The organism is Halorhabdus sp. SVX81 (assembly GCF_029207715.1).
GTDB lineage: Archaea > Halobacteriota > Halobacteria > Halobacteriales > Haloarculaceae > Halorhabdus.
In genome coordinates this window covers 1,729,372-1,746,864 of sequence record NZ_CP104322.1, presented here as the reverse complement: position 1 = coordinate 1,746,864, position 17,493 = coordinate 1,729,372, and the positions used below count along the sequence as shown (strand labels likewise).

Genomic DNA, 17,493 nt, shown 5'->3' with positions numbered 1-17,493 from the left:
GTAAATTGAACGTTACCCTCCCCTTCCCCGTCCTGCCTAATAAGTGGTGCACCCGTCGTTCTCAGCGACGAGAACGACACCGTGATCGGACGGGTCACTCGACCCGAGTGGCGACGACGACCCCTTCGCCGACTGGCAACAGCGACCCAGCGAACCGAGGGTCACCGTGTATTGCCCGAACGAACGAGGCGATCCCCTCGGTCGTCTCGTTGGCCGCCTCGCGCTCGCCAGTCAACAGTTCGCGGACCCCGTCGGCGTCGATCCCGCCGCCGGCGATCGCGTTGTCGGCGACGACGATCCCACCGGGGGCAACTTTCTCGCGAACGGCCTCGAACGCGTCCCGGTATCGGGTCTTCTCGTTGTCGATCAACACCACGTCGAAGGGGCCGTCGTACTCCCCGACGATGTCGATAGCGTCGCCGTGTTCGTAGTGGATCGTGGTCTCGAAGTCGCCCCGGGAGAGGTACTCCCTTGCCAGGTCGAGTTCGTCTTTGTCGATCTCCGTGAGGACAACCTCGCCAGTTGCCGGGAGTCCACGGGCGAGCCAGTAGGCTGAGTACCCATAGCCCGAGCCGAATTCGAAGACGGACTCGGCACCGACCATGCGAGCGAGCTGTTCGAGCCAGCCGCCGACCGCGGGCCCGACTGTCGGGAACCCCTTCTTTACCGCGTATTCGTCCATTTCCTCGATAACGTCATCGGGCTCCGGGCCGACGACTGTCGCGTAGTCCTCGATCCACGCAGGGACGGTTGGCATACGTCTCTTTGGGGCCACGCATACCAAAATGGCGTCGGTCATTCGAGAGCGATCACGAATGTCCGGGGTTACCGACTCCGGCTGACCGGGAACGCCACGCGATCTGGGTTGTCGTTGAACCGCTCCAAAATCGTCTCGTACATCGCGTTCCGGGCACGGGTTCCCCGGCGCGGGTGGACGAGATATCGCAGGCGCAACTCCACCCAGGACTCCGCCTGTCGAACGTTGACCGTCGGCTCCTCGGTCACGTCAAGTTCGACCGGGGTCTCGGCGAGGCGATCGCGGTAGTTCGTGATCTCGTTGGCCATCTCCTCGCCGAGGTGTTCGTCCGCGACCGCGATCATCACCTCGGTCGCGAAGTCGAGATCGGTCTCGTAGGCCACCTGGATGGACAGTTCATTCCAGACGTAGGGAACCCCCTCGCCGTAGAAGTTGACGACGTGACTCGAGAGGACGACGCTGTTCGGGACGGTGATGATCCGGCCCGAGGGCTGGTTCGTGGACACGAGGTCGCCGTCGATCTCCCAGACTTCAGTGACGAAAAAGCCGATCGAGACGACATCCCCACGGGTGTCCTCGATGGCGATCCGGTCGCCGACCTGGTAGGGGCGGTTGACCAGGATGTAGAACCAGCCGATCAGCGAGAACAGGGGCTGTTGAAGGGCGAAGGTGACCGCGAAGCCGACGACGCCCAGCGAGACGAGCATGCCGACCCACTGGTCGGTCAGCGCGCCCAGCGTCGCGACGGTCGCGACGATCCCGAAGGTGAGCCGAAGCACGTTCCGGGCGTCGTGTCGGCGGCGCTTGTCCACAGCGTGGCCCGAGAGATACGCCAGGACGAGCCAGTACCCGCCGAAGGCAGCCGAGAGGATCGTGACGATCGTCAGCGCCTCGACGAACAGGGCTTCCCCGGCCGGGTCAAACCACGGCACGCCGATCCGACCGACGGCGAGAGCGGAACTCGCGCTGGCGACCGCAAGGAAAACGAGCGCGTACGGAAGTCGTCGCGTCACACACCGTGACTCACAGGGCAGCGGGAAAACCGTTGCCCTGCGGGGCGGCGACCGTCGTCTGGAGTCGGGCACCTTCCGCGGTCGGGGACGCTCACTCGGGCCGGACGCTGCCGTCCGTCCACTTGATGTTACAGCCACGTGAGGGCCGGAACTCGTCGGTGAGTTCCCGGCCGGCGAGCAGATCCTCGACGACGGTTCGCATCTCGAAGGTCGTCGGTTCCGCGTCGGGACTCATCGCGTCGTCGATCCGGCCGTGGTAGGCCAGCCGGAACTCGCCGCCGTCGTTTTCCAGCAGGAATGGGTCGGGCGTACAGACTGCGCCATACGCGCGGGCGACATCTTGGGATTCGTCACGGAGGTAGGCGTCGTAGGCGATCGTGCCGTCCTCGACGAGTTCGACCATCTTCTCGAAGGAGTCCTCGGGATACTCGTCGCTATCGTTGGCATTGATGCCGACGACTGCGAGGTCGTCGTATTCGGCCGCCAGTTCGTTCAGCGGGTCGAACTTCGCTTTGGCGTACGGGCAGTGATTGCAGGTGAACACCACCAGCACGGCCTCGTGGTCGGTGAAGTCCGCGAGGGCGTGGGTCTCGCCGTCGGTTCCGGGGAGTTCGAAGTCCGGGGCAACCTCGCCGCGTTCGATGGCCTCGCGTTCGGAGTCGAGTGCAGTCATGAGTCGATGACAGTTACTGGCCCGGCATACAAAAACGTGGAGCCACCGGCGAGCAACGTCAGTCCCCGACGAGCCGTTCGGTCGCCATCTCCTCGAAGCGGGCCGCGGCTTCGAGGACCTCGCTCCCCTCGTTGACCGTATAGACGGGCTCGGACTCGGAGTCGACGGCTTCGAGGACGCCGAGGTCGACGAGCTCGGAGACCGTGTCTTCGAGGTATAGTCGCTTCATCGGGACGTCGGCCGCCGTCGCGAGCTCCGAGCGGGTGACGTGTTCGTCCGGATCGAGCTCGACTGTGGCACGGATAAGCGACGCGGCGGCCTCCCTGGTCGCGACGAACTCCCAGCCGGAGGGCGAGTGATTAGCCTGCTGCATGCTCGACGGGTAGGGCAGTCGGCACCTTAAACCGACGGTCTCCGGTCGCCGCGCGGGCCCGTATGAGACAGCAAACCTTATTGGCCATCCTCGCCGGATCCCGTGTATGGACAGTCGCGACGAACTCCTGGAGTTACTCCGAGAGAACGCCCGCTACTCGACGACCGAGCTGGCGCGGATGGCGGACATGGACGAAGACGCCGTCGAGGAGACGATCGCGGATCTCGAAGCGGCCGGCGCACTCCGGGGCTACCAGGCCGTCGTCGACTGGAACGGTCTCGACCGCGAGCGCGTCCGTGCGACGGTCGAACTCAACGTCACCTTAGACCGGGAGACCAGCTACGGCGACATCGCCGATCGGATCGCCAAGTTCCCGGAAGTGACGACGCTGCGGCTCATGAGCGGCGACTACGACTTCCTCATGGAGGTCGAGGGCGACTCGATGAGCGAGGTGTCGTGGTTCATCAGCGAGAAGGTCGCGCCGATCCCCGAGATTACCCAGACTGTCACCCACTACGTGATGGACTCCTACAAGGAGAGCGGCATCGAATTCGGGGACGGCGACGAGGACGACCGTCTCTCGATCTCACCATGACCATCGAGCTATCCGAGCGCGCCCGGACGATTCCACCGTCGGGTATCCGACGCTTCTTCGAACTCGCCGAGCAGAAGGACGACATCATTTCCCTGGGTGTGGGCGAACCGGACTTCTCGGCCCCCTGGAGCGCCCGGGAAGCGGCCATCGCCTCCCTGGAACAGGGCAAGACCTCCTACACGGCAAACAGGGGTAAACTCGAACTCCGTGAGGCGATCGCCGGCCACGTCGACGACCACTTCGCCCTCGCGTACGATCCCGACGACGAGATCCTGGTGACGACGGGCGTCAGCGAGGCCGTCGACCTGGCCCTGCGGGCGATCGTCGATCCCGGTGACACCGTCGCCGTGGCCCAGCCGGCGTATATCTCCTACGTCCCGGGCGCGATCTTCGCCGGCGGCGACCCGCTCGACGTGGTCACCCGCCGGGAGGACGATTTCAAACTGACGTGGGATGTCCTCGAAGCGAGTGGGGCGGCCGCGGCCGACGTGCTCGTCATGAACTACCCGAACAATCCCACCGGGGCGACGATGACCCGGGCGGAACTCCAACCGGTCGCCGAATTCGCGCGCGAGCACGATCTCACGGTCCTGAGCGACGAGGTCTACGCCCAGTTGAGCTACGAACACGAGCACACCTCGGTCGCGACGTTACCCGGCATGCGCGAGCGGACCATCGTCTTCAACGGCTTCTCGAAGGCCTACGCGATGACGGGCCTTCGGCTGGGGTACGCGATGGGGCCGCCGGACGTGATCGCCGCGATGAACCGGATCCACCAGTACACGATGCTGTCGGCACCGACCACGCCCCAGTATGCGGCCATCGAGGCGCTGGAACGCTGCGAGGACGACGTCGTCGAGATGCGCAACCAGTACAACCGGCGACGCCGGTTCGTCCTCTCCCGGTTCGAGGAGATGGGTGTCGATTGCTTCCCCGTGAGCGGGGCCTTCTATGCCTTCCCGGAGTCACCGTGGGACGATAGCGAGGCCTTTGCCGAAGCGCTCCTCGAGGAAGAAGGTGTCGCGGTCGTCCCGGGGAACGTCTTCGGCGAGGGTGGCGAGGGCCACCTCCGGGTGTCCTACGCGACGGGGTTAGGCGATCTAAAAGAGGCGTTGGCCCGCTTTGAGACGTTCATTTCCTGACTGATCTTTTAGGTGGTACTAATCGACGACCCGAAAATACGGCCTGTCTGACGCGGACGTGACATCCGTCTTACGTAAGCTTTTTTCGTATGAGTGAGAGAACATAGGGCAATGGCAATTGATGACAAAGATGGTGGGGGCGATAAGCTTCGCTCTCGTGCCACCTCGCTGCTTGGGGACAGCGACGACGACCAAACTGACGACGAAGACGCCTATGATTGGGTGGATTTTCGGCGTGAGTTCCACGACGGCGGTGCGTTCGACCGGAGCGAGTACCTCGGATTCGACCCACACCGGACTGCCGACCTTCTCACGGCGCGGGCGAGTGACGCCAGAACCCTGAATACCCACTGGCAGGCGTTCCTCGATCCCGAGACCACCCCGGTCGTCAAGGGGACGTATCTCTGGGAACATTTCAAACAGGAGTACTATTACGACGCCGACGGGTCCCACCCACGGACGGACGGGGAGAAAATCCCCTTCGACAAAAGCCAACACCTCGGGTTTGATCCCGACGAGACGGTGGGACGCCTGAGTCATGGCCAGAACCGCGCGAGTGAATTGAAAGACCTCGTCGAGGAGCGAACCGTCGACGTCAACGAGGAGTTAGACGAGGACGCGTTCTTCTCGACGGTCGAGGGGAACACGACGGTCGTCAATCGCTACGACCTCGAACGGGCCGTCCCGATGGAAAAGAAGCGTCACTTCGAGGAAGTCGAGCGCTACTGGGTCAACAAGCCCTACGCCTGTGTCGTCCTCTTTCACTCGAAAAAGGAGAACGAACGCAAGTACTACGTCGTCGAACCGGCGCTCAACGACATCGAGCGCGAATTAAAGGAGTTCCTCGGGAACAAACTCAAGACGGCGATCAAGTACGCCGAAGAGGGCGTCGGGGTCGAAGACGAGGACGCCGATCGCGCCGCCGTCATCGAACGCGAGGCCCAGGATTTACTGCAGCGCTACGACGTGTACGACGACAATATCGAGTCGGGAACGGGATCGACAGACTGGCTCAAACAGCTCGTGGGAATGGATACCGAGACACAGGCAATCGAACCAGCCGAGGAATCGGATGGGCTCGACGGGATTGCGGCGCGACCGGAACCGGCGATCCTCGAAGAGGACCCCGACACCCTCTCGGAATACCAGGTCGAGAAGCTGCTATACTTGCTCAAGCGTGATTACATCGGTTACAGCAAGATCGACCCGATCAAACACGACATCAACGTCGAGGACATCTCGTGTGACGGGTACAACTCCCGGGTGTTCGCCTACCACACCGACTACGAGCAGATCATCACCAACGTCGAGCACGGCGAGAGCGACCTCGACGACTTCGTGGTGAAACTCGCACAGCGATCAGGGAAAGGTATTTCAAAGCGCCAGCCGCAGGTCGACGCGACGCTGCCCGACGGCTCGCGTGCCCAGCTCACCTTGGGACGGGAGGTCTCCGATCACGGGACCAACTACACGATCCGTCAGTTCAAGGACGTTCCGTTCACGCCGGTCGACCTCATCAACTGGAACACGTTCTCCCTGGACGAGATGGCGTTTCTCTGGCTTGCCATCGAGAACAACAAGTCGATGATCTTCGCGGGCGGCACGGCGTCGGGGAAGACGACCTCGCTGAACGCTATCTCGCTTTTCATCCCCAGCAACGCCAAGATCGTCTCGATCGAGGACACCCGCGAGGTCGAACTCCCCCAGCGCAACTGGGTCGCCTCGGTGACCCGGCCTTCCTTCGGCGAGGATGAGCAAGGGGACATCGACGAGTTCGACCTGCTGGAGGCCGCGCTCCGCCAGCGCCCGGACTACATCGTCATGGGCGAGGTCCGTGGCGAGGAAGGGCGTGACCTCTTCCAGGTCATGTCGACCGGTCACACCGGCTACTCGACGTTCCACGCCGACACGGTCGGCGAGGTCATCAAACGGTTCACGACCGACCCGATCAACGTCTCGAAGACGCTGTTTACGGCGCTGGATCTCGTTTCGATCCAGACCCAGACCCGGGTGCAGGGTCGGAAGGTCCGCCGGAACAAGACGTTGACCGAGATCAACGAGTACTCCCCGGAAAACGACGAGATCAACGTCAGGGACGTCTACCAGTGGCAGGCCGAGTCCGACGAGTTCCTCCAGATGGGCTCTTCGAGCACCTTAGAGGAGATCAAGTTCGACCGCGGGTGGGACCAGGACACCCTCGACGAGGAACTGTTCATGCGGAAGGTCGTCCTCGCGTATCTCATCGAGCAGGGCCTGAACACCTACACCGAGGTGGCCGCGACGCTGCAGGCGTTCATCAACGATCCAAAGACGATCATGACGCTGATCGCCAACGATCAACTCGATCACAGCCTGGAGGACCTCCGGGAAATGGAATCCGTCCAGATCACGGTCGACCCGGCCAAAGAGGAGATGGTTCCGCGACCGGATCCGCCGGACGAGCTATTGACGGAGGCCGAGGATGTCCTCGAAAACGCCACGCCGCTGTTCGACCGCTACAAGGAGCAGGCCCGGACGGACATCGTGAGCGCACTGACCGATGTCGAAAGTGACGACGGGAGCGCCAAGGACGATGACGATGACGTCGACTTCGGCCGGTTCGTGCCCAAGGCAGGCTCCGACGGGGTCGAAGAGGAATGAGCCTCGAGACGCGACGCGGGGGGTCACCCATCGGTGAGTCCGGGGGCCTTGGCGACATGTTTTACCCCCTCTTTGGCCGCCTGTTCGACGAGGACGGTGACTTCGTCGCCAACGTCGAGACGAAACTGGCGGAAGCGCGCATGGCAGATAACGTCGAGATGTTCCTTTCACGGGCCCTGGCCGTGGGCACGATCGCGGGAACATCACTGTGGCTCGTCGGCATGCTGCTTGGCTATCTCCTCGTGGCGACGCTATTTGCCGGCGAAATGCCGTCGTTTCTTGGGCTTGGACTCCCCGAGGGTATTCTCCCGATAGTCCAGGCACTCAAGCTTCCGTTCCTGATGATCGTCTCGGGACTGTTTTTCGGGACGATCGGGTTTGCGGTCGGGTTCGGTTCGCTCGTTTCGATTCCCTACTTCCGGGCGAGTGCTCGCGAGCGTGAGATCAACGTCATGCTTTCCGATGCGGTCTCGTTCATGTACGCGTTGTCGGTCGGCGGGCTCAACCAACTCGATATCCTTGAAGCGATCGCGGCGGCCGACGACACCTACGGCGAGGTCGCAAAGGAGTTCCAGAGTATCGTCCTGGAGACGACCTACTTCGACACGGACTACCGGACGGCGATTCGCAATCAAGCGATCCAGACGCCGAGCGACGAGCTGAGTCAGTTCCTGACGGACATGCTCTCGATCGTCGACTCCGGCGGGGACATGACGTCGTTCCTCGAAGATCAGAAGAACAAGTACATGCGCACGAGCAAACAGGAACAACAGCGCATGCTCGAAACCCTCGAACTGTTCGGGGAGATGTACATGACGCTGTCTTTGTTCCCGCTTTTGTTGATCATCATCCTCGTCGTCATGAGCATGATGGGCAACGCGAGTACCGATCTCATGTACATCACTGTCTACGGGTTGATCCCGATGATCAACGTCGCGTTCCTCGTACTCGTCTCGACGGTTACCTCGGACGAAAGCAGCAACGGCTTCTTGCTCCCGGACGACCCGAAAAAGCGCGCCCAGATCGAAGGTGAGACCAACCTCTTCAGTCTCGGCCTGATCGAGCAGTACACCGGAAGTTACAGCATTTTCGATCGGATCAACAGCCGGGAGGGGACCCATCAGGTAATCGAGATACTGCGAGCGCCCCACATTTTCCTGCGCGACAACCCGCCATACGTGCTGGCGGTGACGATTCCCATAACGCTGGTTGCGCTCGTGTTCACCGTCGTGATTGGCTGGGCACCCACCTCCCTGGCGGGAATGCAGTCTAATCCGCTCCAGGGGACGTTTTTCTGGCTGTATATGCCGGCGTATATCAATTTCATTCCGCTGGCGATCTTCCACGAATGGAACGTCCGCTATCGTCGGTCGGTCATTGGGAAGCTCTCGGAGAACCTTCGGAAACTCTCAAGCGCAAACGAGACCGGGATGACCCTGCTTGAATCGCTGAATATCGTCGCCCAGACCTCATCCGGCCGATTGGCCGACGAGTTCTCGATCATGCACCGGAAGGTCAACTACGGGACGAACCTCAAGCAGGCACTCCGGGAATTCAACAACAAGTATCACGTCCCACGACTCAGTCGGACGGTCAAGCTCATTAGCGAGGCCCAGGAGGCCTCGAACCAGATTCAAGACGTCCTCTCGACGGCTGCCCAGGCGAGCGAGAACCAGGACGACATCGACCGGGATCGTAAGTCACGGACACGGATGCAGGTCGTCATCATCATCATGACGTTCCTGACCCTGCTCGGTGTCATCGCCATGCTCAAAGTCCAGTTCTTCGAGACGATGGCCGGCCTCTCCCAGCAGACCGCCAGCTCCGGCGGGGAGGCCATGGGCGGCCAGGACTTCGGTTCGAGCATGCCCAGCAACGACATGCTGTCGATGCTGTTCTTCCACGCCGTCTCGTTGCAGGCCATCTTCTCGGCCGTCATCGCCGGGTATATCCGGAACGTCCGGATCATCTCCGGGTTGAAATACGCCGTCGCGCTGATGACCGTCTCGCTCGTGGTGTGGATAGCTGTGGGGGGGTAACATGGGGCAAGACCAGGGAAGACAGCGACCGATGGATACCCGCGGACAGACGTTACAGGATTTCGTCCTCGGAATCAGTATCTTCATGCTCGGGTTCGTCCTCGTGCTGTCGCTCATTCCGGGACTGTTGACGCCGTTCGAGTCGTCTGTCGGCGCCAATGAACAGGCAGCCGCTGATCGGGTCACATCGACCATCGTGTCGAATCTCTCGATGCCGGCACAGCCGAACACGTTGAACGGAACCAACGCAATGGCGCTGTTCAGCCTCTCGACGACCGACCTGAAAGATCGGTTCGGCGTCGGCTCGTCGATGCATCTGAACGTTACCGTCGAATATCTCGACGGGTCGGCCCCGGTCGCCATGGTTGGGGACCCCGTCACGCGTGACGAATTTGGGAAGTCGAGTCGGATCGTCTCCGTCGACGTTCCCGGGTCAACCGAGCCAGCGTACCGATTGATCGTCAAGGTGTGGTAACGATGACCGGGTCTACCCACAAACCGGCCGGACAGGAGCGGTCACGAGAGAGCGACCGCGGACAGGCGTTTACCCTCGAAGGCCTGATCGGCGCGATCCTCGTCATCACGGCGTTGTTGTATGCCGTCCAGGTCGTCGTCGTCACGCCAACGACCGGAGGCGCGATCGATTCATCAGTCCGCACCGATCTGCAGCAAGAGGCTGAGGACACCCTCTTGATCGCGTCTCAGGCTGAGGAGGAACCGCTCTCGGAACTTGTCCGAAACTGGTCACAGAGTCAACGCACGTTTAGCGGCGCTGTGAACCCCGACATCGGCTACGGAACCACCCGGATTCCGGGCGAACTCGGGCAGATATTGAATGAGACATTCACCTCCCGTGGTCGGCTGTACAACGTGGAGGTGTCGTACTTGCAGCCCGATCCCTCGAACGGAACCGGGTCGGTGACGATGGCCTCCCAGGGGACGCCCTCGACGGGCTCGGTCATCGCGTCACAGCGCGTCGTGCTGTATGACAACATGACGCTGACCGCTGACTCGGCCGGGACGGCCGAACTATGGCAATATGATACTCATCCTACCAAGAATCCGCAGCCTGGAAAGAGCGGGTACTACCCGGTACCCAACGCCGTCGACGGGTCTGTGTACAACGTCCTGGAGGTGCGATTGATCGTATGGTGATCGAATCGAGCGCCGGCCGATGGCGAGCGCTCCCCGAAAATCGACGCGGGCAACTGTTGTTAGTCGGGGCGGTCGTCTTGGCTGTCGTCATTGTCGTCCTGTCGCTGGTCGTCAACACGGTGTTGTTCACCCAGAATACGGACGGGCAACGTGTTTCGGCAGAAGTGAACAACGTCGATGGGTTTGCCTTCGAAGCCGGCAAGACGAGTCGGTCGATCATGCTTCGGGTCAACCACGCCGAGTACAACCGGGGTGTGGATGCCCTTACCGAGAACGTCACGCAATCGATTGGGAACTACAGCGCGGCGCTTGGCCGCTCGTTCGCCACGTCGGGAACCGTCTATGCGAACGTCTCATACCGGAAGACACTCAGGAACGGTACGCGACTCCTCCAGACGACGAACCGAAACTTCACTGATCCGACAAACTCGAACAACCACGACTGGGACGTCATCCAGTCGGGCCAAGAAACCGATATCGGCTGGTATCTCCTGAACGTCGATCTTCGGAACGTGAGTGCGGACCAGGCAAATATCACGGTCACTGGAGACACAACCGAATTTCTCGAATATTCGATGAACCGTTCGGAGGCCGGCAACGGCAACAATCTCAGCGTTGCTGTCAGCGATTCGACGGGAACTCTTGGAACAGCCAACTGTACGGCGACGGGTGGGCGTGTCCTCGTCGATCTGGTGGACGGGGAGGGGGCGTTCGATCAGTGTTCGTTCACTGGCATCGAGGACCATCTCGAATCGCCGTATACTGTTTCGATCGAGAACGGGAACCGGATCAACGGGACGTATTCGATCGTCACGGAAACAGTATGGTCGACTCCTCCCCAGTGGAGTTTCACGTTCCCGGACTGCCAGACCACGTCCACACCAGCCTGTAGCACGCCGGCCGTCTGGAACGGGTCTGTGAATCTCACGTACCGATCGAGCGCCATCCAGTACGCTCAGCAACGAAATATCACTGTCTACGGAGGGAACACATGAACTCAACCAACCGCCACAGCGAGCCTGAACCGCCGATGCCCGCCCACGGCGGGCGATCGATACGCCACGACGACCGGGGGCTTTCGACCCCGGTGACTCACTCGCTGTCGATCGGCATGACCACCGTGTTGATCTTCGGGCTGATTTTGGCCGCTAACGGGTATCTCGAAAACCAACAGGAGGCGGGCGCACGCCAGCAAATCGAGACCGTCGGCACGGAACTGGCGACCCAGCTCGAAGATGCTGCCCGCCTCGGAGGCGATAGCCAGCAGGCGACCTTACGCGTCGATCAACCGGCCGCAGTGATGTCGGATACGTACTCGGTCTCGCTTGAACCGCCCGGGGAATGCCCCCTGGTCTCGTCGGCGAATACGTGTCTCGAGGTTGATGTGGCACGCGGCGGGGAGAACCTCGTCCGCGGGTTCCCCGTCCACAATGATTCGAACGTCCATGTTTCGATAGATCGTCTGGATTCGACGACGTTCACGCTCGCCGCGACGCGGACGGGCGGGACATCGACAACCTCGGGCGTCATCCCGATGGACCAGACTCTCTCTATCGGCATCGCAAAAGGAGTCAACCCTCATTCGACCGGCCGGGTGCTGAATCCGTTCAACAGGCCGCCGATCGCCAAGTTCACGCTCAATCGGTCATTTCCCCAAAGCGGCCAGCCGATCCAATTCAACGCCTCTAACAGTCGAGATCCGGACGGAACGATCGACGCCTACCACTGGATATTCGACAATCAGACTGTAAGCCCGCCGGTGAATATGTCTAATGAGGGGGCACGCTACAACACATCACTTGGAAGCGGCGAAACCAATGTGACGTTGAAAGTCGTTGACGACGAGGGTGGTATCGGAACCGTGTCACGAAATATTACGGTGTCCGGGCTGACTTATGATACGGGCAGCATGAATACTGACCCGTCCTGCAATTATATTCCACCAGACGCTATTGAAGAAGGACGATACAAGATAACGAATGTAGACAGTAATAATGTACTAAAAGTTGAAAGTTCGAATACAGGTAATGGGGAGAACGTTGAGCATGGCGGCTTTAGCGATAATGACCACGAATTATGGAATATAACTACAGTAGGAACTGACATCTATCGGCTAACGCCGGCTCATACGACGGATAAAGCCCTTGACGTCGAAGGTGTTTCTAGCTCTGATGGCGCAAACGTACATCAATGGGAGTACAACAACGGCAACAATCAGCACTGGGAGATCAAAGACAACGGCGACGGCACGTATCGGATCATCGCCGATCACAGCGGGAAAGCATTAACTGCTGAATCATCTGGCAATGTAGTTCAAGACGATAGTACCTCCATAGATGATTCCCAAAAATGGGAACTTGACCAACAGAACCCCGGAAAGTGTCTCAGCTTCACGGTCGAAAACGACTGGAATTCGGGGATCACACTATCGGACTTGCTACTCAATTCGGAGGCGAACTATCTCGAAAACAATTACGGGGCCGAAATGATGGTCGATATCGGGAACGATGGGAGTTGGGACCACAACGTGGAACTCGGCAAACTATCGTTCCCGAAGGACGGAGACGGGACAATAGTCGAGATTCCTCACATCTCAATTCCGAGGAATGAAGAAGTAGAAATTCAACTCCGTGGGCTCAGAGGTGGGGGGAACCCAATTCAGACAACAGTCGGTCTCCGATACTGGTACGACGACAAAAGTTATCGCACTGTCTTCGAGGATGAATAAAATGACGGATAAACGCCGGAAAACTGGCTTCACACGGTCCGAAAAATCGCCCAACCGAGCCGATACGTCGTTGTTCTTCTCCGAGGAGTCTACCGACCGAGCCCTGTCCGAACTCGTCGGTTTCTCGCTTACGTTCGCGATCATCATCTTCTCGGTCGGCCTCGTCGCGACGGTCGGGTTCTCCCAGCTCGGGGAGTTTCGGGACAGCCAACAACTCGACAACGCCGAGCAGAGCTTCGAGATTGTCGGCCAATCGCTCGAAAGCATCGAGGAGGGAACCGCTGTGACGCGCATCGAGACGCTCGATCTGTCGGGCGGAGCGATCGACATCGAACGGGGATCGACGGTGGATATCACGATAAATCCAGGTGGTTCAACGTATTCAATTCCACTCAACGCGCTCGTCTACTCAAGTGGTTCGACGAACGTCTCCTACGAGACCGGGGCGACGTTCCGCCAGCAAGAGAACGGCGGCATCATGAATACCGGTCCGAAGTTCGTCTGTACTGACGACGTTGCTATCCTATCGTTTGTTACGATCGAATCCACGGAGATGGGGTCGATCCAGAGCGATGGCCCCCTAGAGATCACAGCTACGCACAACGGCACTGAACTAATTTATCCGGTTGATCGAACGGGATCGGGGAGCGCATCGGGTGCCAATAGTGTCACACTGGAGTTTGACTCGCCACGGGAGTCCCTGTGGATGGATCACTTCAGTAGTGCCGACAACTGGAGTGTCTCCAGTTCGACAGCGACCTGTGGCGGATCACTCGATCGTGTGTACGTCAGGCAAACGAACGTCTCGGTCTCGTTCGCAGGCTAGGTATCTACGACGGCAAAATAGCGATTACGTCCTCAGTTCAGGACCCGCGTTCGAGTTTGACGTTGCTGACCTCGAAATCGATTATTCCGGTGGGTGCCGCCCGATCGCTGAGCCCAACCGTGTAGAGCATCAACATCTTGTTGTCCGTGTTCTTCCCGTCGGGGAAGTCAAAGAGGACGAGCACCTCGTTGCTGGCCAGCGTGAGCTTATTGCTCGTCCTGTTGTAGAGCGACCGATTGACGACGGCATCTGTGAGATTCGTCTGCCATCCGGAGGTGTTTGTGCCCGAAATATTCCGATTGAAGGCTGCCGAATCGGTATTCGTGAAGACGCTGACGTTGTTTTTATCGAGCGTCGTCGCATTCGTGGTCGACATATTCGCACATCGGGTCACTGGGTATGTCGACCCGTTGAGCGTCTTGGTCATACTCGTCGCGACCCACTCGTTGCAGCTATACGTCGAGGCACTGAAGTTGACCATGTCACCGCCACCCACCGAAAAGGAGTGGCTGAACGACGACGGGGCCAGCGGGTCGTTGGCGTTCAAGAAGGTATTGCCGTTCTTGGTCACGTTGGCAACATTGCCGGTGTTGCCAGTGATCTGTGGCGGTTGAATGGTCCCGCCTGCCGAGAGGTTTGTCGACAGCGGCGTCCGACCGATTTGTTGGGTGCTGGAGACGCGCTTTGCGATCAGTTTGAATGCCTCCCGTAGTTCGTCTTGATTTGACGTATAGTTGTACCAGCCACCGCCCGCATCAGCGACGTCTTCCAAGAAGTCATCGGGGATATTCGACTGTATCCCGAAACCCACACTGTACGTTGTCACACCAGTCTTCCTGGCGAGCTTTGCCATTTGGACCGTTGCAGCATTTGTCCCTGTCTCGCTTTCGCCCGAGTAGGTTTCAATATTCGGCGTATACGTTTGCCAAGATTCATACGTGTCTCCGTTGACCCACCAGTCTTCCTCGTGGTTGTGAGTGTTTTTGCCGTCTGAAAGTAGTACGATGATTTTATCTCTCGATTCATTGCTGCGAAGCTCAAGCAAAGCCGTTGCCTTCTTCATACCACCCGCCGTGTAGGTCCACCCGTCTGCTTGGAGCTTTTCCAGGGTGCCTCCTGAAGTATCATTAAATGCTTCAAAATTATCTGTCAACATATTACCATTCGTTCTATAGATTCGACCGTAATTTGGGTGTTCGTAGGGGAATCGAGAATCCGACCCCATTTCTTGAAATCCGACCAAACTAACACGGTCAATATCGCTGTCAAGATACGTTGTAAAGTTTCGGATGGCCTCACGGGTCGATTCCCGTTTTTCTGTTCCCATTGGCCCATCACCACCCATCGATCCGGACTCGTCGACCACGAACACCACATCAAGTGGACGACGCGTCACGTTATCGTCGGCGGAGACCCGTCGAATGGTCCCGATCTCCACGTCATCGACCACCGGTTCAGCGTAGACGGTGTAGTTGTTGTTGGCGTTCTTATCGACGGCGATGCCGTTTTGCGTGATCGAGACGTTCTGCATGTAGGCACTCTTGTTGGTCACGTCGATCACGCTGTTCTGACTGTCGTTCGTTCGCGGCGGGAGGGAACTCTGATTGAGATAGACTCTGGCTGTCTCGGCAGTATCGTCGACGGTCAGATTACTGCTGCCGTCAGCTGGGTTCGAGCTCAAAACCTCATACCCCGTTTCTTCGCTGAGGTGCTCGCCCCACGCCTGGTAAAAGTCACTTTGAACCGTCATCGTGACGTTGTCCGGCCGCTTGCATTCGCCCTGTAACAGCGATTCGATGGCCTTCGTAGAGTCCGCTTGTGACGTCGTGGCGTTTACCAGTGCACGGGTGGTGTCACGGTCAACTTCGCCGGTCATGTTCACCACCGAAATGTCGAGGTGTCCGTCCGTGATCGAGACGGAGGGCGGCGTGACCATCACGACACCACCGTCGGCGGACTGCCGCCAGAGACCGCCCGCCTCGTAGGCGAGTATTTCGCCGCGGTCGTTCTCGGTCCGTATCGAATCGAGGTCGACACGGGCCGAACAGGTCGTGTTCTCGTTGATAGTAACTTCGATATACCCCTGATTCTCAACTAATTCTGGCTGTCCCTGGATCTGTTCTCCACCGTCGCCGAACGAGAATTCCATCGTCCCCGTCTCCCCCTTCGCCGACAGTGTGCTCAACCGTCCGTCGACTTCCTGCATCGCCAATTCCGTTGTATCGTCCGATTGTTGGCCCTGGATCCCTTCCATGATGGGTGCGCCAAGAATAACCACCATGATCGCGCCCCCAATGACGATCCCCACCAACAGAACGTACCCCATCAGTTCGGAAACGGCCCTGTCCGATCGCCAGGTCGCTGCTGATGTTCCCCCGAATCTCATCGTTAGTACCCCTATTTGTCGGTGAGAGCGTATAAAAGTATGCAGCCCAGCGTGACACTATCACGGAGATACTGACGTCATTGGTTGTCTCGATCCACTCCTTTCGACCCAAGAACGACGAGATGATGGCCCCGCTGGGGCCGCTCCGGCAGTACGTCAACCGATATAGCACTCACGCCAGCGGCTTGTCTCAATCCCCCGCAGGCATGGTCCGACTTGCATACGTGCGGGTGAGTTCGACCAACTCTCCTCGGAACTCACTTTCGGTCGGATCCCGGGCGAGCGTCCGAAAGCGCTCCCGGAACTCGTTGACACCGAGCTGTGGCGCGTCGGTAGCGGCGGCGTGTGCCAGGTCGTACAGTCGGTGATCGGTATCGACGAGTCCGTGACGTTCGACGATCGCAAGCGCGAACGCGGCGTTGACTGCTGTGATGTCCGGATCTGTCCCGCCTGACACCCGATCCCAGGCTGTCGGCCCGTCCGGCCGATCTGCCACCGCAGCGGCAAGACTGGCCTCGAGGAAGTCCACTAGCTTTTCGGCCGGTGCGACGTCGATCCAGATGTCGTCGGCGTAGATGTCCCGCGCGTGATTGGCAATCTGATAACACTGCGACAGTGTCCGGCGTTCGACACTCCGGCCCGACAACGCCAGGAAGATCGCCTCCTCCGTCGAGAGCGTATGGGATGGGTGGCGCGCTTCGGCGTGGTGCATGTGCCCGAACTCGTGAAGCGCGAGTTCACGCGCCATGGCACTCGTTGCTGCCTGTCGAGAAATCGTCAGGCAGTGGCCGGCTGCGTCGTGACTGACCCGCGTTCGCTCGTCCGGATCTTCGCGTATTCGGACCGTGACCGGCCGTGCGAGATCGTGTTCGGTTTGAAAGAGATCCCGTGCCCCGAGAAACGGTTCCGCCGGCCCCGATCCATCGACCTGCAATTTCATGTGGGTAAGTGACATGCTCTCGTGCCGTATGATTCTTCGGGTAGCGGTTGATACGCTGTCCCCGGGCGTGTCCGGTAGTCATTTTGTGCGCTGCTAGGCGATACCTCGATCCCTGCCTCATACTTCCGTGTTCGCGTGCGAATCGCACGCTCACACGGACACACCGTCAGTCCACTCCCTCCCGTTCCTTGACGAGCTTCCGCGTTCGCGTGTCTTTGACACGCTT

Annotated in this window: 15 protein-coding genes; 9 read left to right on the top strand and 6 right to left on the bottom strand. The window is 59.6% G+C overall.

Annotated features, from left to right (window positions below; translation table 11 throughout):
* Positions 1 to 94 precede the first annotated feature (94 nt).
* The 4 genes from SVXhr_RS08655 to SVXhr_RS08640 form a co-directional block, all read right to left on the bottom strand.
* Entirely contained in the window at positions 95 to 757 is a 663-nt protein-coding gene (locus SVXhr_RS08655) for an O-methyltransferase (protein ID WP_275736815.1), read from the bottom strand.
* Positions 758 to 825: 68 nt separating this feature from the next.
* Positions 826 to 1,770 (bottom strand): mechanosensitive ion channel family protein, encoded by a 945-nt coding sequence (locus SVXhr_RS08650; protein ID WP_275736814.1) that lies wholly within the window; start codon positions 1,768 to 1,770, stop codon positions 826 to 828.
* Positions 1,771 to 1,861: 91 nt separating this feature from the next.
* Positions 1,862 to 2,443: a thioredoxin family protein gene (locus SVXhr_RS08645; RefSeq protein ID WP_275736813.1), complete on the bottom strand. Its 582-nt coding sequence runs from the start codon at positions 2,441 to 2,443 to the stop codon at positions 1,862 to 1,864.
* 58 nt (positions 2,444 to 2,501) lie between these two features.
* The gene (locus SVXhr_RS08640) at positions 2,502 to 2,816 is read right to left on the bottom strand and encodes a hypothetical protein (protein ID WP_015790579.1); all 315 of its coding nucleotides are present in this window, start codon (positions 2,814 to 2,816) and stop codon (positions 2,502 to 2,504) included.
* Positions 2,817 to 2,922: 106 nt separating this feature from the next.
* Between SVXhr_RS08640 and SVXhr_RS08635 the strand changes: the two genes are divergently transcribed.
* The 9 genes from SVXhr_RS08635 (at position 2,923) to SVXhr_RS08595 (ending at position 13,941) form a co-directional block, all read left to right on the top strand.
* Positions 2,923 to 3,411 carry an Lrp/AsnC family transcriptional regulator gene (locus SVXhr_RS08635; protein WP_015790580.1) on the top strand — a complete coding sequence of 163 codons (489 nt, stop codon included), beginning with the start codon at positions 2,923 to 2,925 and terminating at the stop codon, positions 3,409 to 3,411.
* Positions 3,408 to 4,553: an aminotransferase class I/II-fold pyridoxal phosphate-dependent enzyme gene (locus SVXhr_RS08630; RefSeq protein WP_275736812.1), complete on the top strand. Its 1,146-nt coding sequence runs from the start codon at positions 3,408 to 3,410 to the stop codon at positions 4,551 to 4,553. Before SVXhr_RS08635 ends, SVXhr_RS08630 begins: the two co-directional genes overlap by 4 nt.
* 111 nt (positions 4,554 to 4,664) lie before the next feature.
* The gene (locus SVXhr_RS08625; protein ID WP_275736811.1) at positions 4,665 to 7,193 is read left to right on the top strand and encodes a type II/IV secretion system ATPase subunit; all 2,529 of its coding nucleotides are present in this window, start codon (positions 4,665 to 4,667) and stop codon (positions 7,191 to 7,193) included.
* Positions 7,190 to 9,232, top strand: coding sequence for a type II secretion system F family protein (locus tag SVXhr_RS08620; RefSeq protein ID WP_275736810.1), 2,043 nt, complete (start codon positions 7,190 to 7,192; stop codon positions 9,230 to 9,232). The genes SVXhr_RS08625 and SVXhr_RS08620 overlap by 4 nt, the downstream gene beginning before the upstream one ends.
* A 31-nt stretch (positions 9,233 to 9,263) precedes the next feature.
* Positions 9,264 to 9,707, top strand: a complete 444-nt coding sequence (locus SVXhr_RS08615) for a hypothetical protein (RefSeq protein WP_275736809.1) — start codon at positions 9,264 to 9,266, stop codon at positions 9,705 to 9,707.
* A 2-nt stretch (positions 9,708 to 9,709) separates the two neighbouring features.
* A complete protein-coding gene (locus SVXhr_RS08610; RefSeq protein WP_275736808.1) occupies positions 9,710 to 10,387 on the top strand; it encodes a hypothetical protein in 678 nt (225 codons plus the stop codon).
* Positions 10,381 to 11,382, top strand: a complete 1,002-nt coding sequence (locus tag SVXhr_RS08605; RefSeq protein ID WP_275736807.1) for a hypothetical protein — start codon at positions 10,381 to 10,383, stop codon at positions 11,380 to 11,382. The genes SVXhr_RS08610 and SVXhr_RS08605 overlap by 7 nt, the downstream gene beginning before the upstream one ends.
* The gene (locus tag SVXhr_RS08600; protein ID WP_275736806.1) at positions 11,379 to 13,115 is read left to right on the top strand and encodes an RICIN domain-containing protein; all 1,737 of its coding nucleotides are present in this window, start codon (positions 11,379 to 11,381) and stop codon (positions 13,113 to 13,115) included. Before SVXhr_RS08605 ends, SVXhr_RS08600 begins: the two co-directional genes overlap by 4 nt.
* A gap of 1 nt (position 13,116) precedes the next feature.
* Positions 13,117 to 13,941 carry a hypothetical protein gene (locus tag SVXhr_RS08595; protein ID WP_275736805.1) on the top strand — a complete coding sequence of 275 codons (825 nt, stop codon included), beginning with the start codon at positions 13,117 to 13,119 and terminating at the stop codon, positions 13,939 to 13,941.
* Between the two features lie 37 nt (positions 13,942 to 13,978).
* Here the strand turns inward: SVXhr_RS08595 and SVXhr_RS08590 are convergent, their stop codons facing one another.
* Positions 13,979 to 16,267 (bottom strand): vWA domain-containing protein, encoded by a 2,289-nt coding sequence (locus SVXhr_RS08590; RefSeq protein WP_275736804.1) that lies wholly within the window; start codon positions 16,265 to 16,267, stop codon positions 13,979 to 13,981.
* A gap of 250 nt (positions 16,268 to 16,517) precedes the next feature.
* A complete protein-coding gene (locus SVXhr_RS08585; RefSeq protein WP_275736803.1) occupies positions 16,518 to 17,267 on the bottom strand; it encodes a DUF5781 family protein in 750 nt (249 codons plus the stop codon).
* Positions 17,268 to 17,493: the final 226 nt, after the last annotated feature.